Raw genomic sequence first — 22,376 nt, forward strand, 5'->3', positions numbered from 1 at the left:
TTGTCCGGGATGCGGCAGCGAGTTTGCCGCAAACGTCAGAAGAGGTTTTCGCTCGCGAAAATAATGGCATAGCCGTGCATCGCGATTGCCGCATAAAGCCCGAATGCAACAAGCATGCGCTCACCATCATTCATCTCATCAAGCTTTTGGCGCGGCTTGACGGATCCCGAGCCGATCATGCTCAGCAGGATGAAGACGACGAGGCCGGCGATCAGCAGGTTGTTCGACAATCCGATTTCCCAGCCGATTGCGAGAATGCAGCCTGTGACAGCGAAACTCGCCGTCATCAGCGAATGGCGGGTGCGAAAGATCTGCCGCAGAACCTGTCCACCGTCGAAGCGATGCATGGGCAGGAGGTTCAGCAGATTGAAGGCGCCAAGAATCAGCAGGAAGACAAGCAGTGGCCGTCCGAAACTGGCAGGCAGAAGGCCATGACCGATCCCCTGGTATGCGGTGATGACGATCTGCACGAGGAAAGCCGACATGCCGGCGCCCATCAGCGCGCAGGCCGCGACCTCGAAGAGATTCTTGTACGGCCGCCCGCCAATGGCGATACGGACGAGCAGGGGGACGAAGATCATCCGCACTGACTTGTGTCCAAAGGCGCGATAGGCAGCCATATGGCCAAGCTCATGGAGCACGATGACCAGCGTGAGAAAGGTGGAGATCATCAGGCCGCTGACGTTGAGCCCGAAAAACGGCCAGAGCAGAAGCGTCGAGAGGATCGCCAGGCCTGTCTGCACCAACGGACCTTCGAAGTAACCCTGCGGCTTCGAAATGCCGGTTTCCAGCCAGCCCTGCAGCGACCTTACCTCCCGCTGCAGAACGAAATAGCGGAAGAGCAGGAAAGCGAGACCGCGATAGTGATCGGTCTGACTGATCTCTAGTGTGGACCCTTGGGGCGTTGCTCTGATGATGCGGCTCTCGGTGTAATGCGTCCAGAACTGCGGATCGAGCGTGCTATCGTCGGCAATCCGCGAGCGGAAGGCATGAACGCCGCCAGCCGGGAGCGGGTCGAGCGCCAGGACGCGGCGCAGCGGCTCTCCATTGCGGTCGAGATGACTGTAAACCTGCTCGACGAACCCAGGACGATGTGCGATCGGCCGGCTGCTGATGACGGCGTGATGCCAATCAGCGGCTTCGCCAGCGGGATTGATCGCCTTCCAGAGTGTTTCCGGCGGACAACGGAAGGTTCTGACGACGCTGATCGTGCGCTGCCCGAGTGGCATACGCATCAACAGCCAGAGCAGGCCAAGATTGATCGATAGCAGCAAGCCTGCCGATTGAAGGGCCGTCATTCGCAACTCCGGCCCAGCCACAGGACGAAAACGCCTCATCATAGAGCGGGCGTCTTAACAAAAATCCTTGGCTTTCAGGCTCTCAAAGGCTGCGGCTGTCCCGGAATGGGTCAGGCGAATTCCATGATGACGGCATCGACCGCCAGGCTTTCACCCGGCTTCGCCTTGACCTTGCCGACGACGAGGTCGCGCTCGGCGCGCAGGACGTTTTCCATCTTCATGGCTTCGACCACCGCCAGCGTTTCGCCGGCCTTGACCTCCTGGCCTTCGGACACCGAGATCGACACGACAAGGCCGGGCATCGGGCAGAGCAGGAGTTTCGACGTATCGGGCGGCAGCTTCACCGGCATCAGCCTGTCGAGTTCCGCGTGGCGCGGCGTAAACGTCTTCGTCCGGACAGAAAGCCCCTGCCAGTCGATCCGCAAACCATTCAGGATGGGGCGGATCTGGGCAATGACTTTGACGCCGCCGATCGTTCCGGACCAGACGGGCTCGCCCGGTCTCCAAGTGGTGACAACCTGGATTTCGCTACCGCCTGCGTTCATCCCCATGTCGAAGGGGATGGTGACATGGCCGTCGGTCAGCGAGAGGCCGACATAGTCCTTGCCGATCCTCACCACCCAGTCGCTGCGCAGATCGCTGCTGGCCGCACGCAGGCGGTCGGCGTGGCGCTCGCGGCGGCTCGTTTCGATCAGCGATGCCGAGAGCGCGATGGCTGCGAGAGCAGTCTGCTGCCAGGCGTCCGGTTCGGACGGGGCAAAACCATCGGGATATTCCTCGGCGATGAAGCCGGTCGACAGGCGGCCCTCGCGCCAGCGTGGATGTTTCATCAGTGCCGAAAGAAACGGGACGTTATGTTCGATCCCGTCGACGACGAAGGCGTCGAGCGCCTCGGCCATCGCATCGATAGCCGCCAGCCGGTCCGGCGCCCAGGTGCAGAGCTTGGCGATCATCGGGTCGTAATACATGGAAATCTCGGCGCCCTCGTAGACGCCGGTGTCGTTGCGGACGATCACGTCGCCCTGCTTGCCTTCTTCGGGCGGGCGGTAGCGCGTCAGGCGGCCGATCGAGGGCAGGAAGTTGCGATAGGGGTCTTCGGCATAGAGACGGCTTTCGATCGCCCAGCCGTTGAGCTTGATGTCCTTCTGCACGAAGGGGAGCTTTTCACCGGCGGCAACCCGGATCATCTGTTCGACGAGATCGACGCCGGTGACGAGTTCGGTCACCGGATGCTCGACCTGCAGCCGGGTGTTCATTTCCAGGAAATAAAAGTTGCGGTCGCGATCGACGATGAATTCGACGGTTCCTGCACTCTGGTAATCGACGGCCTTGGCAAGCGCGACAGACTGCTCGCCCATCGCATTGCGGGTCTTTTCATCGAGGAACGGCGAGGGCGCCTCTTCGGCGACTTTCTGATTGCGGCGCTGGATCGAGCATTCGCGCTCGCCGAGATAGACGGTATTGCCGTGCCCGTCGGCGAGTACCTGGATCTCGATATGACGGGGATCGACGATGTATTTCTCGATGAAGACGCGGTCGTCGCCGAACGAGCTCTTTGCTTCGGAGCGTGCCCGGTCGAAACCGTCGCGGACTTCGCTCTCGCTCCAGGCGATACGCATGCCTTTACCGCCACCACCGGCAGAGGCCTTGATCATGACGGGGTAGCCGATCTCGCCGGCGATCTTTTCCGCATGGACGGCATCTTCGATGACGCCGAGATAGCCGGGGACCGTTGAGACCTTCGCGGCGTTGGCGAATTTCTTCGATTCGATCTTGTCGCCCATGGCGAGGATCGCTTTGGGCTTCGGTCCGATGAAGACGATGCCTTCCTTCTCCAGCGCTTCGCAGAAGGAGGCGCGTTCGGAGAGGAAGCCGTAGCCGGGGTGTACGGCTTCGGCGCCCGTTTCCTTGCAGGCAGCGATGATTTTCCCGGCCACCAGATAGCTTTCCGAAGCCGGGGCGGGGCCGATATGGATGGCTTCGTCTGCCATTTCGACATGAAGCGCGTCCCGATCCGCGTCGGAATAGACTGCGACCGTCAGGATACCCATACGCCGCGCAGTCTTGATCACGCGGCAAGCGATCTCGCCGCGATTCGCGATCAGGATTTTCTTGAACATGCAGACTCCACCCGAAAAATGCGTCCTGAAGTTCTACGCAGAAACTTCAGAACGCACAATCGTGCGAAAACCTTGCAGATATTCAGCTTTATGGCGTGGGGGTCAGGCGACCGCCTGCTCGTCATCGACAATCCGTAGCCAGCGGCTGGTGCGCGGCTGGTGATAGTCGCGAAGTTCGAGCGCCCGCATGATTTCCACCCAGCGGGGATGGTTCGAGGCGGGCAGGGTCTCCGTCTCGATCCGCCTGAGAACGCCATGGGTCACCGGCGAAACCGGAATGACGCCGCCTTCGCTGACATTGCGCAGCACACGCATGACGAAATCGATATCCTGGCGGGTGATGCCCTTGCGATCGACGGCGCGCGAAAGCTTGTAACCGCCGACATTGTCGGTGATCGCAAGACGCAGCTGGTCGAGGGCGAAGGCGCGCAGCTCGTCCGGCACATGGGAGGAAATCTCCATGATGTGCAGCACCAACTCCAGCTCGAGTGCGGAATTCACGACGCCGTCAGTCGCAAACATGCGCATGATCCAGGCAACGTTGATCGCGTCGAGCGAGCCCTGCGGATAGGTGTAGTTGACGATGAAGCCTGCCAGGTTCTCGACGAAGAACGCGTTCCATTCCTGGCATTTTTCGGGGCAGGAATTGTTGAGGGCAAGCATGACGACGACGTCGTCGGATGTCCGGACGCCGTCCGGAAAGCTGTGCTTGCGCAAAAGGCCGATATCGTCGGCGGCAAGCCGATGCTTTCCGGCGATGACACATGCCGGGAAAGCGAGTCGAAATTCGCTCATTTTTTGTCTCCAGAACCTCATCATGAGGCCGGAGACGGTTCTAGCGCGGGCGAATTGAAGATCCCTGAACAACGACAGTTAACGAAATGCCGCGCCGTTCAGACGGAATTGACAGATTTCGACTGCGCCCGCTCGCGCCAGATGATGAAAAGCCCCGAGGCCACAATGATAGCGATGCCGATCCACTTGGAAAGTGTGGGAAAATCATTGAACAGCGCGTAGCCGAGAACCGTTGCCGAGATGATCTCGAAGTACTGAAATGGAGCAAGCAGCGAGAGCGGCGCCAGGCGGAAGGCGCGCACGATCAGCATATGGGCATAACCGGAGATCGTTCCGAGAAGCAGAAGCAGGACCAGACCGAGGACGGACGAGGGCAGCGAAATCTCGAAATCCGGAATGCCTGCGGCTGCACCGCCCGCAAGTGCCACGGACATGAACAGCGTGCCGCCGATGCCGGCCATGGTCTGCATCGTCATCGGAGAATCGGCATCGCCGATCGCCCGGTTCAGGAACAGGTAGAGGGAATAGAGAAAGGCGCAGAAAACTGGCAGCAGCGCCTTCAGGCCGAAGATCTCGTAGCTCGGCTGGATCACGATCATCGCGCCGCCGAAGCCGACCACGATGGCCGTCCAGCGCCGCCAGCCGACCTTGTCGCCCAGGAACATCGCCGACATCGCCGTCAGCATGAACGGCTCGACGAAATAGATGGCGAAGACATCGGCGAGCGGCATGTATTTGACGGCGACGAAGAACAGCAGGCTGGCTGCGCCATGCAGCGCGCCGCGCAACAGGTTCATCCACGGACGCTTGGCCGACAATGCCTTCCAGCGGAAGATATAGAGCAGCAGCGGCAGCGTGCAGACCAGCTGGAAGAAGAAGCGGTAGAACGTGACCTGGCCCGGCGACATCGATTCGAACGTCGCCATATATTTGGCGATCGCATCCATGGCCGGCAAGACGATCATGGCGCTGGCCATGATGGCCATGCCTTGAAGCGGGTTCTGGTATGATTGTGGCTGAGACATGCTGCGCTTTCGGGAACACAGCCATCAACCACAGGAACCGCGCCGGATCAATATGATCTAGGCGTCTGAGATGGTTTCTCCGAAAACCGATTCGAACGACTGACGCAGACGGATGTCGACATCTGACATCATCACCGGCAGGCCGAGATCGACTAGGCTGGTGACGCCATAGGCGGAGATCCCGCAGGGGACGATGCCGGTAAAATGATCGAGATCAGGCTCGACGTTAAGCGACAGCCCGTGAAAGGTCACCCAGCGGCGCAGGCGGATGCCGAGGGCGGCGATCTTGTCCTCGCTCATCGTGCCATCCGGCAGCAACGGCTTTTCCGGCCGCCGCACCCAGACGCCAACGCGGTCCTCGCGCCGCTCGCCGCGGACATTCATCGAATCGAGCGTGCGGATGACGACGTCCTCGAGGGCTGCGACAAAGGCGCGAACGTCCTGACGGCGTCGCTTGAGATCGAGCATCACATAGGCAACGCGCTGACCGGGGCCGTGATAAGTGTATTCACCGCCGCGGCCGGTCGCAAAGACCGGAAACCGGTCGGGCTGCACGAGATCCTTGGCATCGGCGCTTGTGCCTGCCGTGTAGAGGGGCGGGTGTTCGACGAGCCAGACGAGCTCGTCGCCGCCATCGGCAATCAACGCCACTTCGCGCTCCATGGTTTCCACAGCAAGCTCATAGGGCACCAGCTCATCGGCGATGCGCCAGCGCACGGGTTTGTTGCCGGCCTGTGGAAACATGGAGAGTTGAAGATCGGTACGCAGCATGGACTTTTCCCTTGCCGCAAAGGCTCAGCGGCATGCTGCTATATGGCCTCGTTTGATAACCAATTCAAATGCTGTGATTTGTTTTGAAAAAATCTGTCATATCGCTCTTGTGCGCCCAAAATGCTTTTGCTACATGCTGCCTCGCCGACGCAAATCGGCTCTACCACGATGCGGTCGTGGCGGAATTGGTAGACGCGCAGCGTTGAGGTCGCTGTGGGGCAACCCGTGGAAGTTCGAGTCTTCTCGACCGCACCAAAGTAAACCCGCTTCGGCGGGTTTTTCTTTTTCTACAGTTTCTTATCTCATTCTGCTGACGTAAAATCTGAGCCGCTGGCAGCTGTTTCGGCGCTATCGACGACTGGCTGCCTCACGCTAGTTATTCCTTTGTCATATCGACAGGGAGCGCGGCGCATTGAGCCTCACCTTTGCCATTGGAGATATCCACGGCTGCATCGGCCCGCTGTTGCGGATCATCGAGCGGGTGGAAGACTATGCGCCATCAGGAAAGGTCGTGTTTCTCGGCGACTATATCGACCGTGGCCCAGATAGCTGTGCCGTCGTGGAGACGCTGATGGCAGGGCCGCGCTCGCCGGACTGGCAATGGATCGCGCTGAAGGGCAATCACGAGGACATGGCAACGGGTGCTCATGATGGGCGGCATAACGAATCGTGGTGGCTGGACAATGGCGGGATCGAGACGCTGACCTCTTACGGCGGACCGGTTCCATCGCCGCACTTGAACTGGATGGCGGCACTGCCGCTTCTACACACGGATCCGCATCGCATCTTCGTGCATGCCGGCGTCAGGGAAGGGCTCTATCTAGAGGATCAAGCGCCGCATGACCTGATGTGGCTGCGCTTCGAAGACGATGTATCAGGTGAGTTCTGGGGAAAGCATCTGGTGCACGGGCATACGCCGTCACCGGCCAATCCGCGAACGACGGGAAATCGGACCAATCTCGACAGCGGCTGTGTCTTCGGGGGAAAACTCTCCTGCGCGGTTTTCGACGATAGTCTCCCGGGCGGTCCGGCCACATTGCTTCAGGTTCGAGGCTGATCGCCGCGGGGATGAAACAAGAGCCGCACATGCGGCTCTTGTTGCGTTTTCGTCGCGGTCAGTGCGTGCCAACGTCGCGGCAGGCATCGGTATCGGAAGCTCCGCCATCACCGGCTCTGGTCTGCACGCCCGTCAGTTCGGCCGGGTTCTTGCACGGCGGAAGGCGCTGGGCTTCGAGCTTGGAATAGTTGATCTTCTTGGGCGCGGCCATCTTGGTCTGGTACCAGCCGTCGCTGTCATTGGTGTAGTCGTCGGAATAGGCCGGAGGGGCATGTTCGGTGTAGTGAACAGGCTTCGGCGGGCTGATGCGGATCGGGCGGACGTAGCTGTCGTCGTACATGGGAGCGGCGAAAGCGGACGATGCGACGCCAATGGCAAACAGGGCCGCGGTGGCTGCAAGTTTGATTCTCATGTGATATCTCCTCAATCAGTTGTTGCAATCAACAACGAAACGATAACCCTCGGCAGGTACGAGTTCGCTCCTGAATTGAGGCGAAATTGTGGGAGCGTATGGCCAGTGCGGATTACGAATTGTCCATGTAATTCACGATTCTGTGGCGATATTTCACCGTTTTGTGACATAGGTTAGCAACCTATCAAAACAACAAAACCCGGCCGCGTGTGCGGCCGGGTTTATCGAAACATACAACCCATGAATACATCATTCGTTTCTACAATTATTGAAGCTAATCCTCGTTCGGGATATGCGAGTCGACGCCTGTCGTCTCAAGACGGTTGCGAACGTGGTGGACGCCATCGACGGAAAGCGCGCCGAGTTCGGCCTTGCGGGCAATTCCGATCGTCTCGACTGAACCTTCCAGCGTGATCGTATGGCCGTCGGCATGGACGTCGATGCTGTCTGCGTCGAGATCAGGAATGTTTTCGAGGTTTTCGGAGACGCGGGCTTCCAGATCGTCGCTCTCGCTGCGATCGATCATATCTGCCGTCAGCGAATCCCTCAGACGGTTCTCATTGCCGTCCTCGTCGGTTCCATCGATGCGGAAGCCGCCGTTGCGGTCACGGTCGAAATTGGCTGATGTCTCGCCATAGGCGCCGTTGGCGGGCTTTGCCGAGGATGCGCCGGGGCTGTCGGAATAGGGCCAGCCGTCATCGAGATTGCGCTCCTCGTAGTCGCGATAATCTTCTTCGCGTGAAATGGTGCTCTTGTCGTCGGTCTTCGGCATGATCGTCCTCCTTCAAGGTCATGCTCAAAGAACGCTCATCGGCCGGATTGGTTCGTGGAAGTTTTATGAAATTAGCGGGCGGCCTTTTCCCATTTGCGGATCAGCCGGTCGCGCTTGAGCTTGGAGAGGCGCTGCAGCCAGAAGATACCATCGAGCTGGTCGATCTCATGCTGGATGCAGATGGCGAGAAAACCATCTGCGTTTTCCTCCTTCGTCTCGCCGGTCACGGTCTGATAGCGGAAACGGATTGCGCCGGGCCGGATGACCTCCTCTGTCGCGCCGGGCATGGAGACACTGCCTTCCATCTGGCGCAAAGGTTCCGCCGAAGACGAGAGGATTTCCGGATTGACATAGGTCCGCACGCCATCGGCCTTGCTGAGTTCGATCACCACCACCCTTTGGAAGATGCCGATATGGGCCGCCGTGATCCCAACGCCGGGTGCGGCCCGCATGGTGTCCAGGAGATCGCCCGCAAGGCTCTGCAGATCGCCGTCGAAGGTGCTGACAGGTGCGCAGACTGTTTTCAATCCGGGATGCGGATAGCGCAGGATCGGGCGGATCGTCATGTTTTCATAAGCTCCTGATATTCGGGTTGCGGAAACTATCGCCGCAACGGCGCATTGTCATCCGCAGACATGGTTTTGGACGCTAGACGCAAGGAGCCAATTCGGTTAGCAGGGACGGGGACTTATGCTGCCGCAACGGCTGGCGGGGTTCGTTTATCCGCTTGTTGACAATGCCTTTTCCGCCGCCATTCTCGAACGCGGCAGGAAAGCCGTAACTGTTATGATCCTGGATGCGAGGCGCAAATGACGGCAAGCGAAGAAGACGAACGCATCCGCAAGCGTCCAGAGGACGAAGACGCCGACATCTATGACGAGGACGGCAACGTTCGCAGCGATTTTCTAGCGCTGCTCGGCGCGGCGATCGCTGATCGCGACACGATTTTCCTGCGCCAGAATGTGGCGCGCCTGCACGAATCGGAAATCGGCGACCTGCTCGAAGCGATCCAGCCGGATCAGCGCCTGGCGCTGGTGCGCCTGCTCGGCGACGACTTCGACATGACGGCGTTGACCGAGGTGGATGAAGCGATCCGCCGTGAGATCGTCGATCAGATGCCGAACGAGCAGATCGCCGCGGCGATCGGCGATCTCGATTCGGACGATGCCGTCTACATTCTCGAAGATCTTGATCAGGAAGACCGGGACGAAATTCTCGCCCAGCTGCCGTTCACCGAGCGGGTGCGGCTTCGCCGAGCGCTCGATTACCCCGAGAGCTCGGCAGGCCGGCGCATGCAGACCGAGTTCGTCGCCGTGCCACCGTTCTGGACCGTCGGGCAGACGATCGACTACATGCGCGAGGAGGAGGACCTGCCTTACTCCTTCACGCAGATCTTCGTCATCGATCCGACCTTCAAGCTGCTCGGCGCCGTCGATCTCGACCAGATTTTGCGCACCAAGCGGCAGAACAAGATCGAAGTGATCATGCGGGAGACGAACCACCCGATCCCGGCCGAGATGGACCAGGAAGAGGCGGCACAGCTCTTCGAGCAGTATGACCTTCTCTCAGCCGCCGTCGTCGACGAGAACGAACGCCTGGTGGGCGTGCTGACCATCGACGACGTGGTCGACGTCATCCACGAAGAAGCCGATGAGGATATCAAGCGCCTCGGCGGTGTCGGTGACGAAGAGCTGTCGGATAATGTCATCTCCACAGTCCGTTCGCGCTTTCTCTGGCTGCTGATCAATCTCGGCACGGCGATGCTGTCTGCAAGCGTCATCGGCCTGTTCGACGGGTCGATCGAGAAGATGATCGCGCTGGCGGTGCTGATGCCGATCGTCGCCTCGATGGGCGGCAATGCCGGCACGCAGACCATGACGGTCACGGTGCGGGCGCTCGCGACCCGCGATCTCGACATTTACAACGCTGGCCGCATCATCCGCAGGGAGGCGACCGTCGGCATCATGAACGGGGTGATTTTCGCAACGATCATGGGGGCGATTGCCGGCACCTGGTTCCACGATTACCAGCTGGGCATGGTGATCGGCGCGGCGATGATCATCAACCTGATTGCCGCGGCATTGGCGGGCATCCTGCTGCCGCTGCTTCTGGACAAGGTCGGCGCCGATCCCGCCATCGCCTCGTCGGTTTTCGTCACGACCGTCACCGACTGTACGGGCTTCTTCGCATTCTTGGGGATTGCCACTTGGTGGTTCGGCATTTAACCACGCCAGCCTGCCGAAATTGACTATTACGTAAAAGTCAATATTATTGGCAGGAGAGAGTGGGAATCTGATGCCTGTGAACAAGTATTATAGCATAACGGAGCTGACGCGCGAATTCGGTGTGTCGACGCGCACGCTTCGCTTCTATGAAGACGAAGGTCTGATCCATCCGGAGCGCCGCGGCCGTACCCGGCTTTTCCGCCAGGCGGACCGCAGGCTCATCCAGGAAATCCTGCGCGGCCGGCGCATCGGTTTCACCATCGCCGAGATCCGCGAGATCATCACCGTCTACAAGGAGCCGCCGGGGGAACTCGGTCAGCTGAAGCTCTTGATGAAGCGCGTCGATGAGAAGCGTGAGGACCTGCGCCAGAAGCGCAAGGATATCGACGACACGCTGGCGGAACTCGACAATATCGAGGAATCCTGCCTCGGCCGGCTGGCCGAAATCGGCGTCGGCACCTGACGTATCGAAAGGCCGTGCGGCAGCGCGCGGGCAGGCTGTCTTTCATTGAGCCGGAACGCTGCATTCCAACGCAATCCGCTGCACCCCATCGTTGTCCGCCTGAATCGTACCGGACTGCAAAGGCGTAAACAGATTATCAGCCTGCAACCTCTCCAACGTGCACTGGCAGAAGCTGTGGCAGAGCGCTTCGCCTTCCTGCTGCAAACAAGCCGTCTGGCATTGTTGTAGATAACCCTGCACCGGATCGGGTTTGGCAGGTGGCGCAATCAGCGTCATTGCGTAAGCGACGGCGATCAGCACCGGCTGGTGGATCAGATAGAATGCCAGGCTGTGGCGCCCGCCGCGTGCCAGCAGCGAGCCGCCGGTCCCAAGTGCGGCAAGCTTCTGCGGCAGGCTGGTGCGCAGGGCAACCAGCGCCAGCGTCAAGCCGGACATATAGGCGGCTGCCCAGGGAAAGATCGGCACATAATCGTTGGAGCGCGGCGGCATGTCGGTAAGACCGATCCACCAGAGCAGCGGCTGGTTGAAGGACGCCGAGCGAAGCATGCCGGGCGTAACGAAAGTATCGGCAATCCAGGCGGCAACCAGGGCGACCGTGACAAGGGCGGTCACGAATAGCGGCAGGCGGGCGAAGACGACGCCGACAAGCGTCATCGCCGCCATGCAATGCAGGATTCCGAAGAATATCCACTCGCCGGGCATGGCGATGCGCGTTGCGACGGAGATCAGCAGTGCAGCGCCTGCAATCATCGCGAAGCGTTTCCAGAACGACGGCCAGCGGATGCCTGCCTGGCTCGACAACGCCATGCTGAGGCCGGCGATGAACAGGAATGTGGTGGCGATGGCCCGCGCATAGAGCTTCAGCCAGCCGGTCTCTGCGGTTCCGGGCGCCAGATAGCCCATGAACTCCAGGTCCCAGCTGAAATGATAGGTTGCCATGGCGATCAGGGCGGCGCCGCGCAGCGTATCGAGGAGGCCGATCCGGGGCGGATGCGCCGGGCTGCCGTTGCTGTCAGCCATCATCGTCATTCACTGTCTCCCGGACAAATCACCGTCGCCGTTTTGCGCTGGGTCGCGGGGAATAGGAGAAAGGTGGAGATTTGATGGCGGCGACACATCCATGATCGCCAGCCGCGCCTCCGAAAAGAACTGCCTGCGCGTAAGCACGAAGACGACGGTCGCTGTCGTTGCCATGAAAACGTAAGCGTTGACGAACCATCCGAGATAGCCGATCGACAGGAAGATCGCCCGCAGGCCTTCGTTGAAATGACCGCCGGCGATGATGTTCATGCGGATGACGCGCTCGGCGGCACGCTCTGCGGCATAGACGTCGGCCTCTGTGTCGCGCATCATCGGGATCGCGCCGAACAGGATGGTGCAGTAGTTGAAGAGCCGGTAGGACCAGCCGAACTTGAAGAAGGCATAGGCGAACAGTCCCGCCAGTCCGCCGACCTTGAGCTCGAAGCTTACGTGGCTGCCGCCGAAGACATAAGGCAGGTCGGCGAAGATGGCGCTGACCTTGTCGGTGGCGCCGAGCAGGGCAAAGCAGCTGCCGATCGCGAAGATCGAGGTCGAGGCGAAGAAAGCCGTGCCGTTCTGCAGACCGGCCATGATCTGGGTGTCGATCATCTTCAGGTCGCGGCGCAGCGAATTGTAGATCCATTCGCGGCGGCGCTCGCCCATCGCATGCGTCAGACTGGTGCGTCCGAAGAAGGTCCGGCCGCGGAGAAGCCAGGAGTAGCCGAGCCAGGACACGGCAAAGAAGGCAAGCGCAGTATAGTCCGCAAGCGTAAGCATCGATGATTCAACCCCTTGGTCTCCGGCGCCACTCTACATATGCCATGCGATGCTGCAATGACCGGGGCGATGGCCCGAAGCGATTTCCAGTGGTCCGGCCTTTCGCAAAGCACCGACAGGCATTAAATCCTTCTGCAACAGTGTCGCGCCGGTCAAACGCGATGTCGGTTCGCCGCGCGCGGCAAGTTGCTCCCGGGGATAGTCTCGGTGCAGTTCATTATTGGGAAGCAGGCATGTTCCTTTCGGTATTCGATGTTTTCAAGATCGGCGTCGGGCCTTCGAGCTCGCATACGATGGGGCCGATGTCGGCTGCCAACCGCTTCCTCGACCTTATTCTCTCGAACGAGTGGCCGCGCCCTACATCAGGCGCGCAGGTCGCGTCGATCAAGGCCAGCCTGCATGGCTCGCTCGCCTATACCGGGATCGGTCACGGAACGGGCAGGGCGGTGATCCTTGGCCTGATGGGCGAGGCGCCAGATAGCGTCGATCCCGACAAGATGGACGGCATCATCGATCAGGTGGAGCGCTCCGGCCGCATCACGCCACCCGGCCATCCCGCCTATTTCTTCCTGCCGAAGAACGACCTGGTCTTCGACAAGAAGCAGACGCTTCCCGGCCATGCGAACGGCATGATCTTTTCAGCCTTCGACAAGGACGACCGGTTGCTGCTGCGCCGCATCTACTACTCGGTCGGAGGCGGTTTCGTGGTCACCGATACCGAACTCGAGCAGATGCGCGCCAAGAAGAAGGCGGCGCCCGGTGCGACCAAGGTGCCCTACCCCTTCGCCACCGCGGCGCAGATGCTGGAGATGGCCGATCGCTCGGGGCTCACCATCGCGCAGATGAAGCGTGCCAACGAGGAGAGCCAGCGCAGCCGCGAGGAGCTCGATGCCGGTCTCGACCGGATCTGGGACGCGATGCGCTCCTGTATCGAGCGAGGGTTGAAGGTCGATGGCATCATGCCTGGCGGGCTCAAGGTTCGCCGCCGGGCGCGGCAGATCCACGACAAGCTGCAGGAAGAATGGCGCAGTAACCGCATCAACCCGCTGCTCGCCAACGACTGGCTGAGCGTCTATGCGATGGCGGTCAACGAGGAAAATGCCGCGGGCGGGCGCGTCGTCACGGCGCCGACCAATGGTGCGGCCGGCGTCATTCCGGCAACCATCCGCTACTACGAGCATTTCCACGACGACTGGGACCAGAACGGCATCCGCGACTATCTGCTGACAGCCGCAGCCGTTGGCGGCATCATCAAGCACAACGCCTCGATCTCCGGCGCTGAAGTCGGCTGTCAGGGCGAGGTAGGTTCGGCGGCTGCGATGGCGGCTGCAGGGCTTGCCGCGGTCATGGGCGCGACGCCGGCCCAGATCGAGAACGCTGCCGAGATCGCGCTCGAGCATCACCTTGGCATGACCTGCGATCCGGTTGCCGGCCTCGTTCAGGTTCCCTGTATCGAGAGGAACGCGCTGGGTGCGGTCAAGGCTGTGACGGCAGCCTCGCTTGCGGTCAAGGGCGACGGCCAGCATTTCGTGCCGCTCGACGCCTGTATCGAGACGATGCGCCAGACGGGATACGACATGAGCGAGAAATACAAGGAAACCTCCACCGGGGGTTTGGCCGTCAACGTCGTCGAATGCTGAGTTTGTGGACTTCGGGCCGGTAGCGCTTGACGCTGCCGGTCAAAAGGATTTCAACAGCCGGTATGGCATTGCATCTCATCAAATTGTGCGTCGGCGCCGACTCCATCGAGGATCTGCGCGAATGGGTCGCTGAACGTTCTCTGCGGGCGATCGCTGCCGGTCTCGAACCTCACTCCATCCACACCACCCGCATGGTGCCGAAGCGCGTCGACGAACTGCTCGATGGCGGCTCGCTCTATTGGGTGATCAAAGGGCAGGTGCAGGCGCGCCAGAAGCTGCTCGGTATCGAGAGTTTCACGGATGGCGAGGGCATCGGCCGCTGCCATCTCGTTCTCGGACCGGAGGTCATCGAGACATCGGTTCAGCCGAAGCGGGCATTCCAGGGCTGGCGCTATTATCCGGAAGAGGACACGCCGCGCGACCTGATGAGCCTCGGCGCCGGTATTGCTGAAATGCCCGCGGACTTGCGCCGCGAGCTTTCGGAACTCGGATTGCTCTAGATAATCAGCGAAGCCGCAGCGTGACCGGCGACGTACCTTCCGGGCAGGTGACGTGCAGGTGAATACGGGCTTCGGGCTGCTGGTAGCGCCAGGCGCGGGCGCCATGGGTCAGCAGAAGATTGATCAGATCCTTGGTCTTTGCCGACTTGGTCGCGCGCGGCCGCCCGATCTCGGCGAGGCGCAATGCAGCCTCATGAAGCGGGTGCAGGCCGATGCGGGCCGGCTTGCCGGTTGCGCGTCCTTCGGGCGGAAAGCCCGGTACATTTCCATTGATCGCCATAATATTCCCCGTACGCACTAACAATCGAGGTCACGAACTTCGACCGAAACCGCAAACACCGGTTCGGCCGTCTGCGGTGCCGTCAGAAACAGGACTGGCGGCACCGAATATCTCACTGGGCAGCCGCCCAGCACTTGACGCCTGCGCGCTTCAGCGCCTTGCAGGCATTGACCGCGTCGCGCTGGTCATCGAAGCCGCCGAAGCGGGCGCGATAAATCTGTTCGCCGTCATTGGCATAGGCGACAGCAAAAGGCTTGGCCGAACGAAGGGCCTTGCCGCCCTTGGTCTTGGCATTCTGCAGCAGATCCATCGCAGCATCCTTGCTGGAGGAAACCCCGATCTGGACGACCCAGCCGGCCGGGCCCCTCTCGGTGACGGCAGCCGGCGTCGCGGCAGCCTTGGCGGCCGGGACCGAAGCCGTCGTCAACTGATCAACGGAATTGTCTTCAGGCTGTTCCGGCATATAGGCAGGCGCCGGCGTCGGGACAGCAACCGATCCCTTGATCGCGACAGTCTTGACCTTGGTCGGCGACGGCATCTCGGCTGGCTGCTGAGTTGCCACCAGCGGGTTTTCCGTCTTTACGGCAGGTGTGTCGGTGTAAGCGGTCGCCGCAGCGGCAACTTCGTAGCGTGCAGCCGGAGCCGGTGCCGTATGCGGCAATTCGATCTCGGAGGCAGCAGCGACCGGAACTTCAGCCACCGGGGCAGGTGCCCGCGTCGGAGCCGGTTCGGCAATCAGCTTGGTACCGCCTCGTGTCGAGGCCTTCGGCAGATAGGTGGCGATCAACTTGCGCATCTGGTTGTCGCGGGCAGGGGTAGAGGCACCACCCATGACCACGCCAACGATCGAGCGGCCGTCGTCCTGCACCGAGCTGACGAGATTGAAGCCTGCAGCGCGGGTATAGCCGGTCTTGATGCCATCGACGCCGCGCACGGAACCGACGAGGCGGTTGTGGCTGCGGATCGTGCGGGTACCGAACTTGAAGCTCTGCGTGGCGAAATAGCCGTAATATTGCGGGAAATGCTGGCGAAGCGCGATGCCGAGGCGGGCCTGGTCACGAGCCGTTGTCATCTGCGCAGTGTTCGGCAGGCCGTTGGCGTTGCGATAGGTGGTGCGGGTCATGCCGAGCGCGTGCGCCTTGGCCGTCATCATCTGCGCAAAGCGGTCTTCGCTGCCGCCACCGATCATCTCGCCAAGCGCGGTTGCCGCGTCGTTGGCGGACAGCGTCACGAGGCCGAGAATGCCCTGTTCGACTGTGATCGAGCCACCGGCGCGAACGCCGAGCTTGGTCGGAGCCTGAGCGGATGCGTGCGGCGAGAAGGGAACGCGGGTATCGAGCGAAATGCGGCCCTGCTCCAGCGCCTCGAAGGTCATGTAGAGGGTCATCATCTTGGTCAGCGATGCCGGATACTGAAGGCGGTCGGCGTTCTCACTGTAGAGAACGTTGCCGGTCTTCGCATCGACCACGATGCCGGCGTATTTCGGATTGGCTGCTTCCGCTTCCGCGGTAACCGATTCGGCAAGAAACGCCGTCGTGGCGATCGCAAGTGCCGCAAGCATCTTCACCAGGAAATTGCCGGACCGCGACGGATGTACGGAGGAGACTGACCTTGACACTATTTCACTCTTCGCTTGCATTTCTGATGTTTTTGAACCGGACCGCACGCCCCTCCGCGGCGATCGTTGACTGCGGACGTTACCGGGGCTGAGTTACCAATCCGTTTATGATTAATCGTTTCTTTCGCCAGTCAGCCGCGTTTTAGCGGCTTGTCGCAGAACGGGTCGCGAGGCGCGCCTCCACAAAAGAGCGAATAGCGGCATCAATATGGTCCCAATCGTTCAAATGACGGCTGGAGAATCGGTAAAGCACGCTCAGATCCTTGCCGACCTTGATGTCGCGCTGGCAGTCGCCGCTGGTGGCGAGCTCGGGCGATTCGGGCAGGATGCAGCGAACGGCATAGTCGGCCGTATTCGGGCGCTCTGCGGTCAGCAGAACTTCTCCGGTGTAACCTGCGTCGGCGCGCAGGTGATGGAGCGTCAGGCCATCGGCATAGGGCTTGGCAATACCGTCCATCAGATGGGCGTAGATCGGTTCGATTCGCCCGGACATGTCGCGCGACATCGTGCTTTGGGTGATCTGCAGGAAGATGAGGCCGGCCGACTGGGCGACGTCGTCGAAGCGTTCGCGGTCGTTCTTCGTGTAGCCCTGCATTTCCGGCCAGGTCAGATACAAGTCGGCGCGCTCGGCGACGCCGGCACGGCGCTGGCTCGGGAAGCGAATCGTGTTTTCCGAAAGGTTGAGCGTGTCGCGGCCGATCGTGACGCTGACGGCCTGGGTGCTGTCGCTATTGCCTGCCAGCGTGATGTGGCGGCCGAACCAGCGGCCGCCGAGGCTGATCGCGATGGTGAGGACAGCAAGAACGGCGACGGCGGCGGTTACGCGGATGAGGAAGCCACTGGAGAGGATAGGGCTTTCGTCGACTGCGGCGGCATTGGGGGCAAGATGGCTCATGGCGGCTCTTCAGTCGTTGACCGCCGCAAGAAAAACGTGAGCCGCCGGTGCCTGGATGAATCTGGCGCCATCATCAGGCGAGGGTGGTTAAGATCGCATTAACCAAAGAAATGCGGAGCGCCCGATAAAGGGCGAGCCGCTCCCGGGACAGCGGGAGCGGCTCTGGGGCGCCGGTCGGGGACGGGGATGCGGGGGACTGACCGGTGCCTGGCTATGGTGCCGGAAAATCCCGGCAGGTCTCTTACTTCACGCTGCCGACGGCAACCGCACGGCCATCCTGAAGCTTCATCCAGCGATTCGGATCATCGGAAGACTGGCGCTTGAGGTAGGTGTATTCGGTATCGGCCCAGAGCATGACCTTGTTGCGCATGTTATCGAGAATGAAGTCGCCGTGGTCGGTGCGGACGGTCAACACAGCATGGCCCTCACCATTCGGCTGCAGCACCACGGTCATCAGGAGGTCGGACGGCGAGACGCCGGCATCGATCAGCAGCTTGCGCTTCAAGAGCGCATAGTCCTCACAGTCGCCGACGGTACGCGGGTAGGCCCAGCGCTCTTCCACACCGTAGATCTCCATGTCGGTCATCGGCTGGATCGACGAGTTGACCTGATAGTTGATCTTCAGGATATCCTTCCAGCGTGCTTCGGTGAGAAGCAGCGGGCCGGCGTCACCGGCGGGATTGCTGCAATCGGCTGGATTTTCCTTGCAGAACTGATAGGCGCCGATCGGTGGGCTAGCGTTGCCTGCAAGCGTCATGCTGCCGGGCGCCGCCTGTCCTGTGCCCGTCATCGTGATCATCATGATACTGGCGAAAATGCCGCTCTTGATTGCGTTGAACATTGTCTCTGCCGTCTCCCCGTTTGTTGAGGTGACAATGACATCGACGGTTTTATCCGACGCAAAATTACGTAGTCAAATTAAGTGCTTAGTTGATTCAAAAGTGGAGAAAACTTGAACGATATTTGAATCGAATACGCATAAAAACCGCAGAAAATTTGCGGCAAATTCGATTAAAATTGCAGCTATTCCCGATACGGGTTCTGTGCCGGAATGGCGCTATTCCGGGGTAAAAGTTAACGGTGGAGTGTTCCGGATTGTGGCTTGTTATCGCGTTGTTAACGCTGCCTTGCAGGCTGATCTTGCCGGATCAGATGCAAGATCGCTGACATAAGGGAGCATTAAGCGCCGAATTGGCCGGTTTTCGCCCGATTGCGGTGAAAATTATTTTTTGAAAAATGCAGAAATTTTGCCGCTGCATCGACGATAGCAGCGGCGATGGCGCTGTTGTCGAGGGAATGAGCGGCATTTTCGACGATGACGAGCTCGGCCTCCGGCGAGGATTGGGCCAGTTCCCATGCGGTGGTCAACGGCGCCTCAAGGTCAAACCGGCCCTGGATCAGAGTTGCGGGTATGCCCCCAAGCTTCCTGGCATCAGCGAGCAGCTGCCGGTCCTTCAGCCAGGCGCCGTGATGGAAGTAGTGCGTCACGATCCGCGCACGCATCAGCAGATAGCGCGGATCGGCCCACCGGCGCGGCATGCCGTTCGGATCGGCAAGCAGGATCGACGCGGCCTCCCACCGGTGCCAGGCCAAGGCGGCGGCCTGGCGCAGATCGAGGTCCGGGCCGTTCAGCATAGCGAAATAGGCCGCGAGTGGTCCGCGATCGCGGAGGCTGTGTGGAATGGCCTCGATGAAATGCGCATAGTCAGCGGGGAAGAACCGGGCCATGCCGCTACACAGCCAGTCGATCTCGGAGCGGCGTGTCGTGGTGATGCCCGCGAGAATCATGCCTGCAACGGGTTGCGGGTGACGCTGTCCGTAAGCAAGCGCGAGCGTCGTACCCCACGAGTTACCAAACAGGAGCCATCGCCCGACGCCGAGATGTTCGCGGAGGCGTTCGATATCGGCGACCAAATGCCAGGTGGTGTTGGCAGCAAGATCGCAATCCGGGTCGGCCGCATTCGGCAGGCTGCGGCCGCAATTGCGCTGATCGAAGAGGATGATCCGGTACGCCGACGGATCAAAATAGCGGCGCGCCGCACCCGAGCACCCCGAGCCCGGGCCGCCATGCAAAACGACAACCGGCAGGCCGTCCGGATTTCCGCAGCATTCAAAATAGAGCCGGTTGCCGTCGCCGGTATTCAGCATGCCGTGATCGTATGGCTCGATCTCAGGAAATAATACAGACATCAAAAAAGCCGCCTTCTTGCGAGGCGGCCTTGATCGTCGACGGCGATGACAGAAGGATGACGCCTAGAGGAATTCGCGCAGCGTATCGCGGGACTGCAACGAGAGGAATTCGAGCGCCACGCCTTCGGAGAAGTGGCGCACCACGCGGCCGCGCATGTTGCCGAGGCGGATCGCTGTGCCGAGCGGTGGCCTGGCCTCGACGTCGACGGCAGCGCCCGACAGCGAAAGGTCCATGATACGGCAGACATAGCGCGTGCCGTCTTCGAGCGTGAGTTCGCTCTTGGTTTCGCGCGGCGTCAGACGGTCGTGGCGGCGGTCTTCTGGCAAGCCAAGTTCGTGCTTGTTGGCCAGCCAGGTCAGCTGTGCCGCAAGCTTCTCACGCTTCCGCTCTGTCGCATTGATTGACATGGTGAAGCCGCGGGCATCGACGGTCTGCACGTGGCCTTCGACGCGGCCAAGATGGTCGATATAGGCGACGACACGTTCGTTGGCGCGCGGGCGGCCGGGGCAGGTGACGTACATGTCGCCTGGCGACATGTCGATGACCATGCATTCGAACTCTTCGTAGTTCGCAAGCATCAGCCGGCCCTGCATATTGATCGGCACGCGCTGAAAAACACCCTGTTCAGGGCGCGGCGCTCTCTGCGTCTGAGCTTGCTGGAACGAGTGCATGAAAGCGCTTCTTTATAAAATGATATAGTGCGATCTTTACCCGCAACACCTTAACAGAAGGTTGTCTGACGACCTCATATTGCAGCTTCTGGCAAGCATCCGATCTGTATCGTTTCGAGACGCTTCAGCGGGCAGGTGGACCACTGCGGAACGAGGAAACGACTCGCCCCAGAATCGCGCCCAGACCATGCGGTCTTGTGGGTTTGGTGCTCACCTGCCAGCCTGCTTCGGCACTGGCGTCGCCCTGGAAATTCCGCAGCGCGCGGCAGCGGTCGAGCACCAGGAAATCGAGCGGCACGACCTCCAGCCAGCTGGCGACAGTCGTGGCGGCAATGACGCCGAAGAGGCGCTCGCAGTGACCGTCATCCGACCGCAGCGGCATTAGCGCGATCTCGAAGGCTGCGCGGTGGCCGGCGGTGCTGTAACCCGTTACGTTGAGCAGTGCCGGCATCGTATGGCGCATGGCGCCGGCCAGCGTGGCTTCGATGGTGTTGCCATATCCTTCGCCGAACAATGCCGAGAAGCTCTCGTCGCGGAGATCCTGGCCGAAAAGATCGGAAATCTTGGCGCCGGCCAGCCTGAAGGTGACCGGGCCTTCGGCGCTGATCTCCAGTATGAAGAGGCTGGGCAGCATGTGCCCCAAAGTGGACGGTTCCAGTTCGGATTTCAGCGGCGCGTCCCGGGTGCCGCGCAAACGGTTCCAGTAGTCGTAAACATCGATGATGGTGTGATGACGCACGGTGCACCCAATCTGTTTCATTACAGTCCAGAATCAGGCCGTCATGGCCTGCTTGGGTGTTATCCTGCGGGTTTCATGCCAAGTCGGGCCCGTTAAGGTTAAAGAAGAGTTTCGATTGCCCGTCCCGCCTGTCCGTGGGAGATGTCTTGTCATCGCTTCGGAAACGAAGTTCAGCACGAAAGACTTATCGGGCACGGGGTTATCCCGGGGGACGCTCGGCCGCCGTCCGGTTCTGCCGGACGGCTTTTTTTTTACCCGGCGCTCCTGTAAGGCTGTGACCTCGAAATGTGAGGGTACAGATGGACGAGCAATCGCCGGAGCGGCAGACGAACGGTGAGGAACGAGTACAGGCCAAGCGCGAACCGGTCTTCAATCTGCCAGGCATTCTCGTTGCAACACTCGCCCTTCTTGCCGCTATTTACGCCGTGCAGACGCTAGTCCTGCCGGATCAGGCGGTCGAGTGGCTGCTCCTCACCTTCGGCTTCATCCCCGCGCGCTACGTGATTCCGCTGTCGGAGCAGGGGCTGCAGTGGCTGTGGAGCCCGGTAACCTATTCGCTGCTGCACGGAAGCATCGAGCATATCCTGTTCAACGGCCTGTGGCTGATGGCCTTCGGCGCGCCGGTGATCCGGCGGATCGGTATCGGCCGCTATCTGACCTTCTGGTTCCTCTCATCGATCGCTTCGGCAGCGTTGCATGCCGCTTTGAACTGGGGCGATCCGACGCTGCTGATCGGCGCGTCCGGCGTGATTTCTGGCCTGATGGGCGCAGCCTGCCGGTTTGCCTTTCCTGCCGATGCGCGTCCGGGTCGGCCGGCGCATCTTAATCCGCGGCTTTCGATCGCGCAGACGTTCCGCAGCCGCACGGTGATCGCCTTCACATTGTTCTGGCTGTTCGGCAACGCGCTGATCGCCGTCGGCGTGCCGCTGATCGGCGACGGCAGCCAGGCGATCGCCTGGGACGCCCATATCGGCGGTTTCGTCTTCGGCTTCTTCCTGTTTCCGCTGTTCGACCGTGCACTACCGCCTTCGGACGAAAGTCAGGACGAGCCGTCCGTATTGCAATCCTGATCGTTGAAGTGCACCATTCCAACTGATCCGCGTTGGG

22 protein-coding genes, 1 tRNA gene and 1 pseudogene are annotated in these 22,376 nt (G+C 60.7%); 7 read left to right on the forward strand and 17 right to left on the reverse strand.

Annotation, left to right across the window (positions count from 1 at the left end; translation table 11 throughout):
- Positions 1-35: 35 nt before the first annotated feature.
- From AC1DJO_RS03545 to lipB, 5 genes are all read right to left on the reverse strand, one after another.
- Entirely contained in the window at positions 36-1,298 is a 1,263-nt protein-coding gene (locus AC1DJO_RS03545; RefSeq protein WP_477969091.1) for a zinc metalloprotease, read from the reverse strand.
- Between the two features lie 110 nt (positions 1,299-1,408).
- Complete coding sequence (locus AC1DJO_RS03550; protein ID WP_477969093.1) at positions 1,409-3,418, reverse strand: acetyl-CoA carboxylase biotin carboxylase subunit; 2,010 nt, start codon at positions 3,416-3,418, stop codon at positions 1,409-1,411.
- Positions 3,419-3,520: 102 nt separating this feature from the next.
- Positions 3,521-4,213, reverse strand: a complete 693-nt coding sequence (locus AC1DJO_RS03555) for a hypothetical protein (RefSeq protein ID WP_112387316.1) — start codon at positions 4,211-4,213, stop codon at positions 3,521-3,523.
- A 98-nt stretch (positions 4,214-4,311) separates the two neighbouring features.
- Positions 4,312-5,238, reverse strand: a complete 927-nt coding sequence (locus AC1DJO_RS03560) for a DMT family transporter (protein ID WP_477969095.1) — start codon at positions 5,236-5,238, stop codon at positions 4,312-4,314.
- A gap of 57 nt (positions 5,239-5,295) precedes the next feature.
- A complete protein-coding gene (lipB, locus tag AC1DJO_RS03565; RefSeq protein ID WP_112516204.1) occupies positions 5,296-6,009 on the reverse strand; it encodes a lipoyl(octanoyl) transferase LipB in 714 nt (237 codons plus the stop codon).
- Between the two features lie 170 nt (positions 6,010-6,179).
- Here lipB and AC1DJO_RS03570 point away from each other — a divergent pair.
- Positions 6,180-6,264, forward strand: a tRNA-Leu gene (locus AC1DJO_RS03570).
- Positions 6,265-6,421: 157 nt separating this feature from the next.
- Entirely contained in the window at positions 6,422-7,066 is a 645-nt protein-coding gene (locus tag AC1DJO_RS03575; protein ID WP_477969097.1) for a metallophosphoesterase family protein, read from the forward strand.
- Positions 7,067-7,124: 58 nt separating this feature from the next.
- On the opposite strand, the gene AC1DJO_RS03580 is transcribed toward AC1DJO_RS03575, so the two are convergent.
- From AC1DJO_RS03580 to AC1DJO_RS03590, 3 genes are all read right to left on the reverse strand, one after another.
- Positions 7,125-7,478 (reverse strand): hypothetical protein, encoded by a 354-nt coding sequence (locus tag AC1DJO_RS03580; RefSeq protein WP_112387320.1) that lies wholly within the window; start codon positions 7,476-7,478, stop codon positions 7,125-7,127.
- A 274-nt stretch (positions 7,479-7,752) separates the two neighbouring features.
- Positions 7,753-8,250 (reverse strand): BON domain-containing protein, encoded by a 498-nt coding sequence (locus tag AC1DJO_RS03585; protein WP_112387321.1) that lies wholly within the window; start codon positions 8,248-8,250, stop codon positions 7,753-7,755.
- Between the two features lie 71 nt (positions 8,251-8,321).
- Positions 8,322-8,816, reverse strand: coding sequence for a peptide deformylase (locus tag AC1DJO_RS03590; protein WP_477969099.1), 495 nt, complete (start codon positions 8,814-8,816; stop codon positions 8,322-8,324).
- Positions 8,817-9,059: 243 nt separating this feature from the next.
- Between AC1DJO_RS03590 and mgtE the strand changes: the two genes are divergently transcribed.
- Both mgtE and AC1DJO_RS03600 read left to right on the forward strand, forming a co-directional pair.
- Entirely contained in the window at positions 9,060-10,475 is a 1,416-nt protein-coding gene (mgtE, locus tag AC1DJO_RS03595) for a magnesium transporter (RefSeq protein ID WP_477969101.1), read from the forward strand.
- A gap of 70 nt (positions 10,476-10,545) precedes the next feature.
- Positions 10,546-10,938: a MerR family transcriptional regulator gene (locus AC1DJO_RS03600; RefSeq protein WP_112387324.1), complete on the forward strand. Its 393-nt coding sequence runs from the start codon at positions 10,546-10,548 to the stop codon at positions 10,936-10,938.
- A 42-nt stretch (positions 10,939-10,980) separates the two neighbouring features.
- On the opposite strand, the gene AC1DJO_RS03605 is transcribed toward AC1DJO_RS03600, so the two are convergent.
- Both AC1DJO_RS03605 and AC1DJO_RS03610 read right to left on the reverse strand, forming a co-directional pair.
- Positions 10,981-11,967: a heparan-alpha-glucosaminide N-acetyltransferase gene (locus AC1DJO_RS03605; protein ID WP_477969103.1), complete on the reverse strand. Its 987-nt coding sequence runs from the start codon at positions 11,965-11,967 to the stop codon at positions 10,981-10,983.
- A complete protein-coding gene (locus AC1DJO_RS03610; RefSeq protein WP_477969105.1) occupies positions 11,968-12,735 on the reverse strand; it encodes a DUF599 domain-containing protein in 768 nt (255 codons plus the stop codon).
- 233 nt (positions 12,736-12,968) lie between these two features.
- Here AC1DJO_RS03610 and AC1DJO_RS03615 point away from each other — a divergent pair, with 233 nt between their 5' ends.
- Positions 12,969-14,375 carry an L-serine ammonia-lyase gene (locus AC1DJO_RS03615; RefSeq protein WP_112516294.1) on the forward strand — a complete coding sequence of 469 codons (1,407 nt, stop codon included), beginning with the start codon at positions 12,969-12,971 and terminating at the stop codon, positions 14,373-14,375.
- Between the two features lie 62 nt (positions 14,376-14,437).
- The gene (locus AC1DJO_RS03620; RefSeq protein WP_477969107.1) at positions 14,438-14,875 is read left to right on the forward strand and encodes a DUF1489 family protein; all 438 of its coding nucleotides are present in this window, start codon (positions 14,438-14,440) and stop codon (positions 14,873-14,875) included.
- 4 nt (positions 14,876-14,879) lie between these two features.
- On the opposite strand, the gene AC1DJO_RS03625 is transcribed toward AC1DJO_RS03620, so the two are convergent.
- The 7 genes and pseudogenes from AC1DJO_RS03625 to AC1DJO_RS03655 all read right to left on the reverse strand — a co-directional run bounded on the left by AC1DJO_RS03625 (position 14,880) and on the right by AC1DJO_RS03655 (position 21,269).
- Positions 14,880-15,155 carry a hypothetical protein gene (locus AC1DJO_RS03625; protein WP_112387329.1) on the reverse strand — a complete coding sequence of 92 codons (276 nt, stop codon included), beginning with the start codon at positions 15,153-15,155 and terminating at the stop codon, positions 14,880-14,882.
- Between the two features lie 112 nt (positions 15,156-15,267).
- Positions 15,268-16,794: a D-alanyl-D-alanine carboxypeptidase gene (locus AC1DJO_RS03630; protein ID WP_477969109.1), complete on the reverse strand. Its 1,527-nt coding sequence runs from the start codon at positions 16,792-16,794 to the stop codon at positions 15,268-15,270.
- 121 nt (positions 16,795-16,915) lie between these two features.
- Positions 16,916-17,739 (reverse strand): annotated as a pseudogene (locus AC1DJO_RS03635) (hypothetical protein).
- 170 nt (positions 17,740-17,909) lie between these two features.
- Positions 17,910-18,509, reverse strand: coding sequence for a transglutaminase-like cysteine peptidase (locus AC1DJO_RS03640; protein WP_112387332.1), 600 nt, complete (start codon positions 18,507-18,509; stop codon positions 17,910-17,912).
- A 338-nt stretch (positions 18,510-18,847) separates the two neighbouring features.
- Positions 18,848-19,858, reverse strand: coding sequence for a prolyl aminopeptidase (gene pip, locus AC1DJO_RS03645; RefSeq protein WP_477969111.1), 1,011 nt, complete (start codon positions 19,856-19,858; stop codon positions 18,848-18,850).
- A gap of 63 nt (positions 19,859-19,921) precedes the next feature.
- A complete protein-coding gene (locus tag AC1DJO_RS03650; RefSeq protein WP_112387334.1) occupies positions 19,922-20,530 on the reverse strand; it encodes a PilZ domain-containing protein in 609 nt (202 codons plus the stop codon).
- 124 nt (positions 20,531-20,654) lie between these two features.
- The gene (locus AC1DJO_RS03655) at positions 20,655-21,269 is read right to left on the reverse strand and encodes a PAS domain-containing protein (protein ID WP_477969231.1); all 615 of its coding nucleotides are present in this window, start codon (positions 21,267-21,269) and stop codon (positions 20,655-20,657) included.
- Positions 21,270-21,568: 299 nt separating this feature from the next.
- On the opposite strand from AC1DJO_RS03655, the gene AC1DJO_RS03660 reads away from it, so the two are divergent.
- A complete protein-coding gene (locus AC1DJO_RS03660; RefSeq protein ID WP_477969113.1) occupies positions 21,569-22,339 on the forward strand; it encodes a rhomboid family intramembrane serine protease in 771 nt (256 codons plus the stop codon).
- Positions 22,340-22,376: the final 37 nt, after the last annotated feature.

The organism is Rhizobium sp. 05N430 (assembly GCF_056396985.1).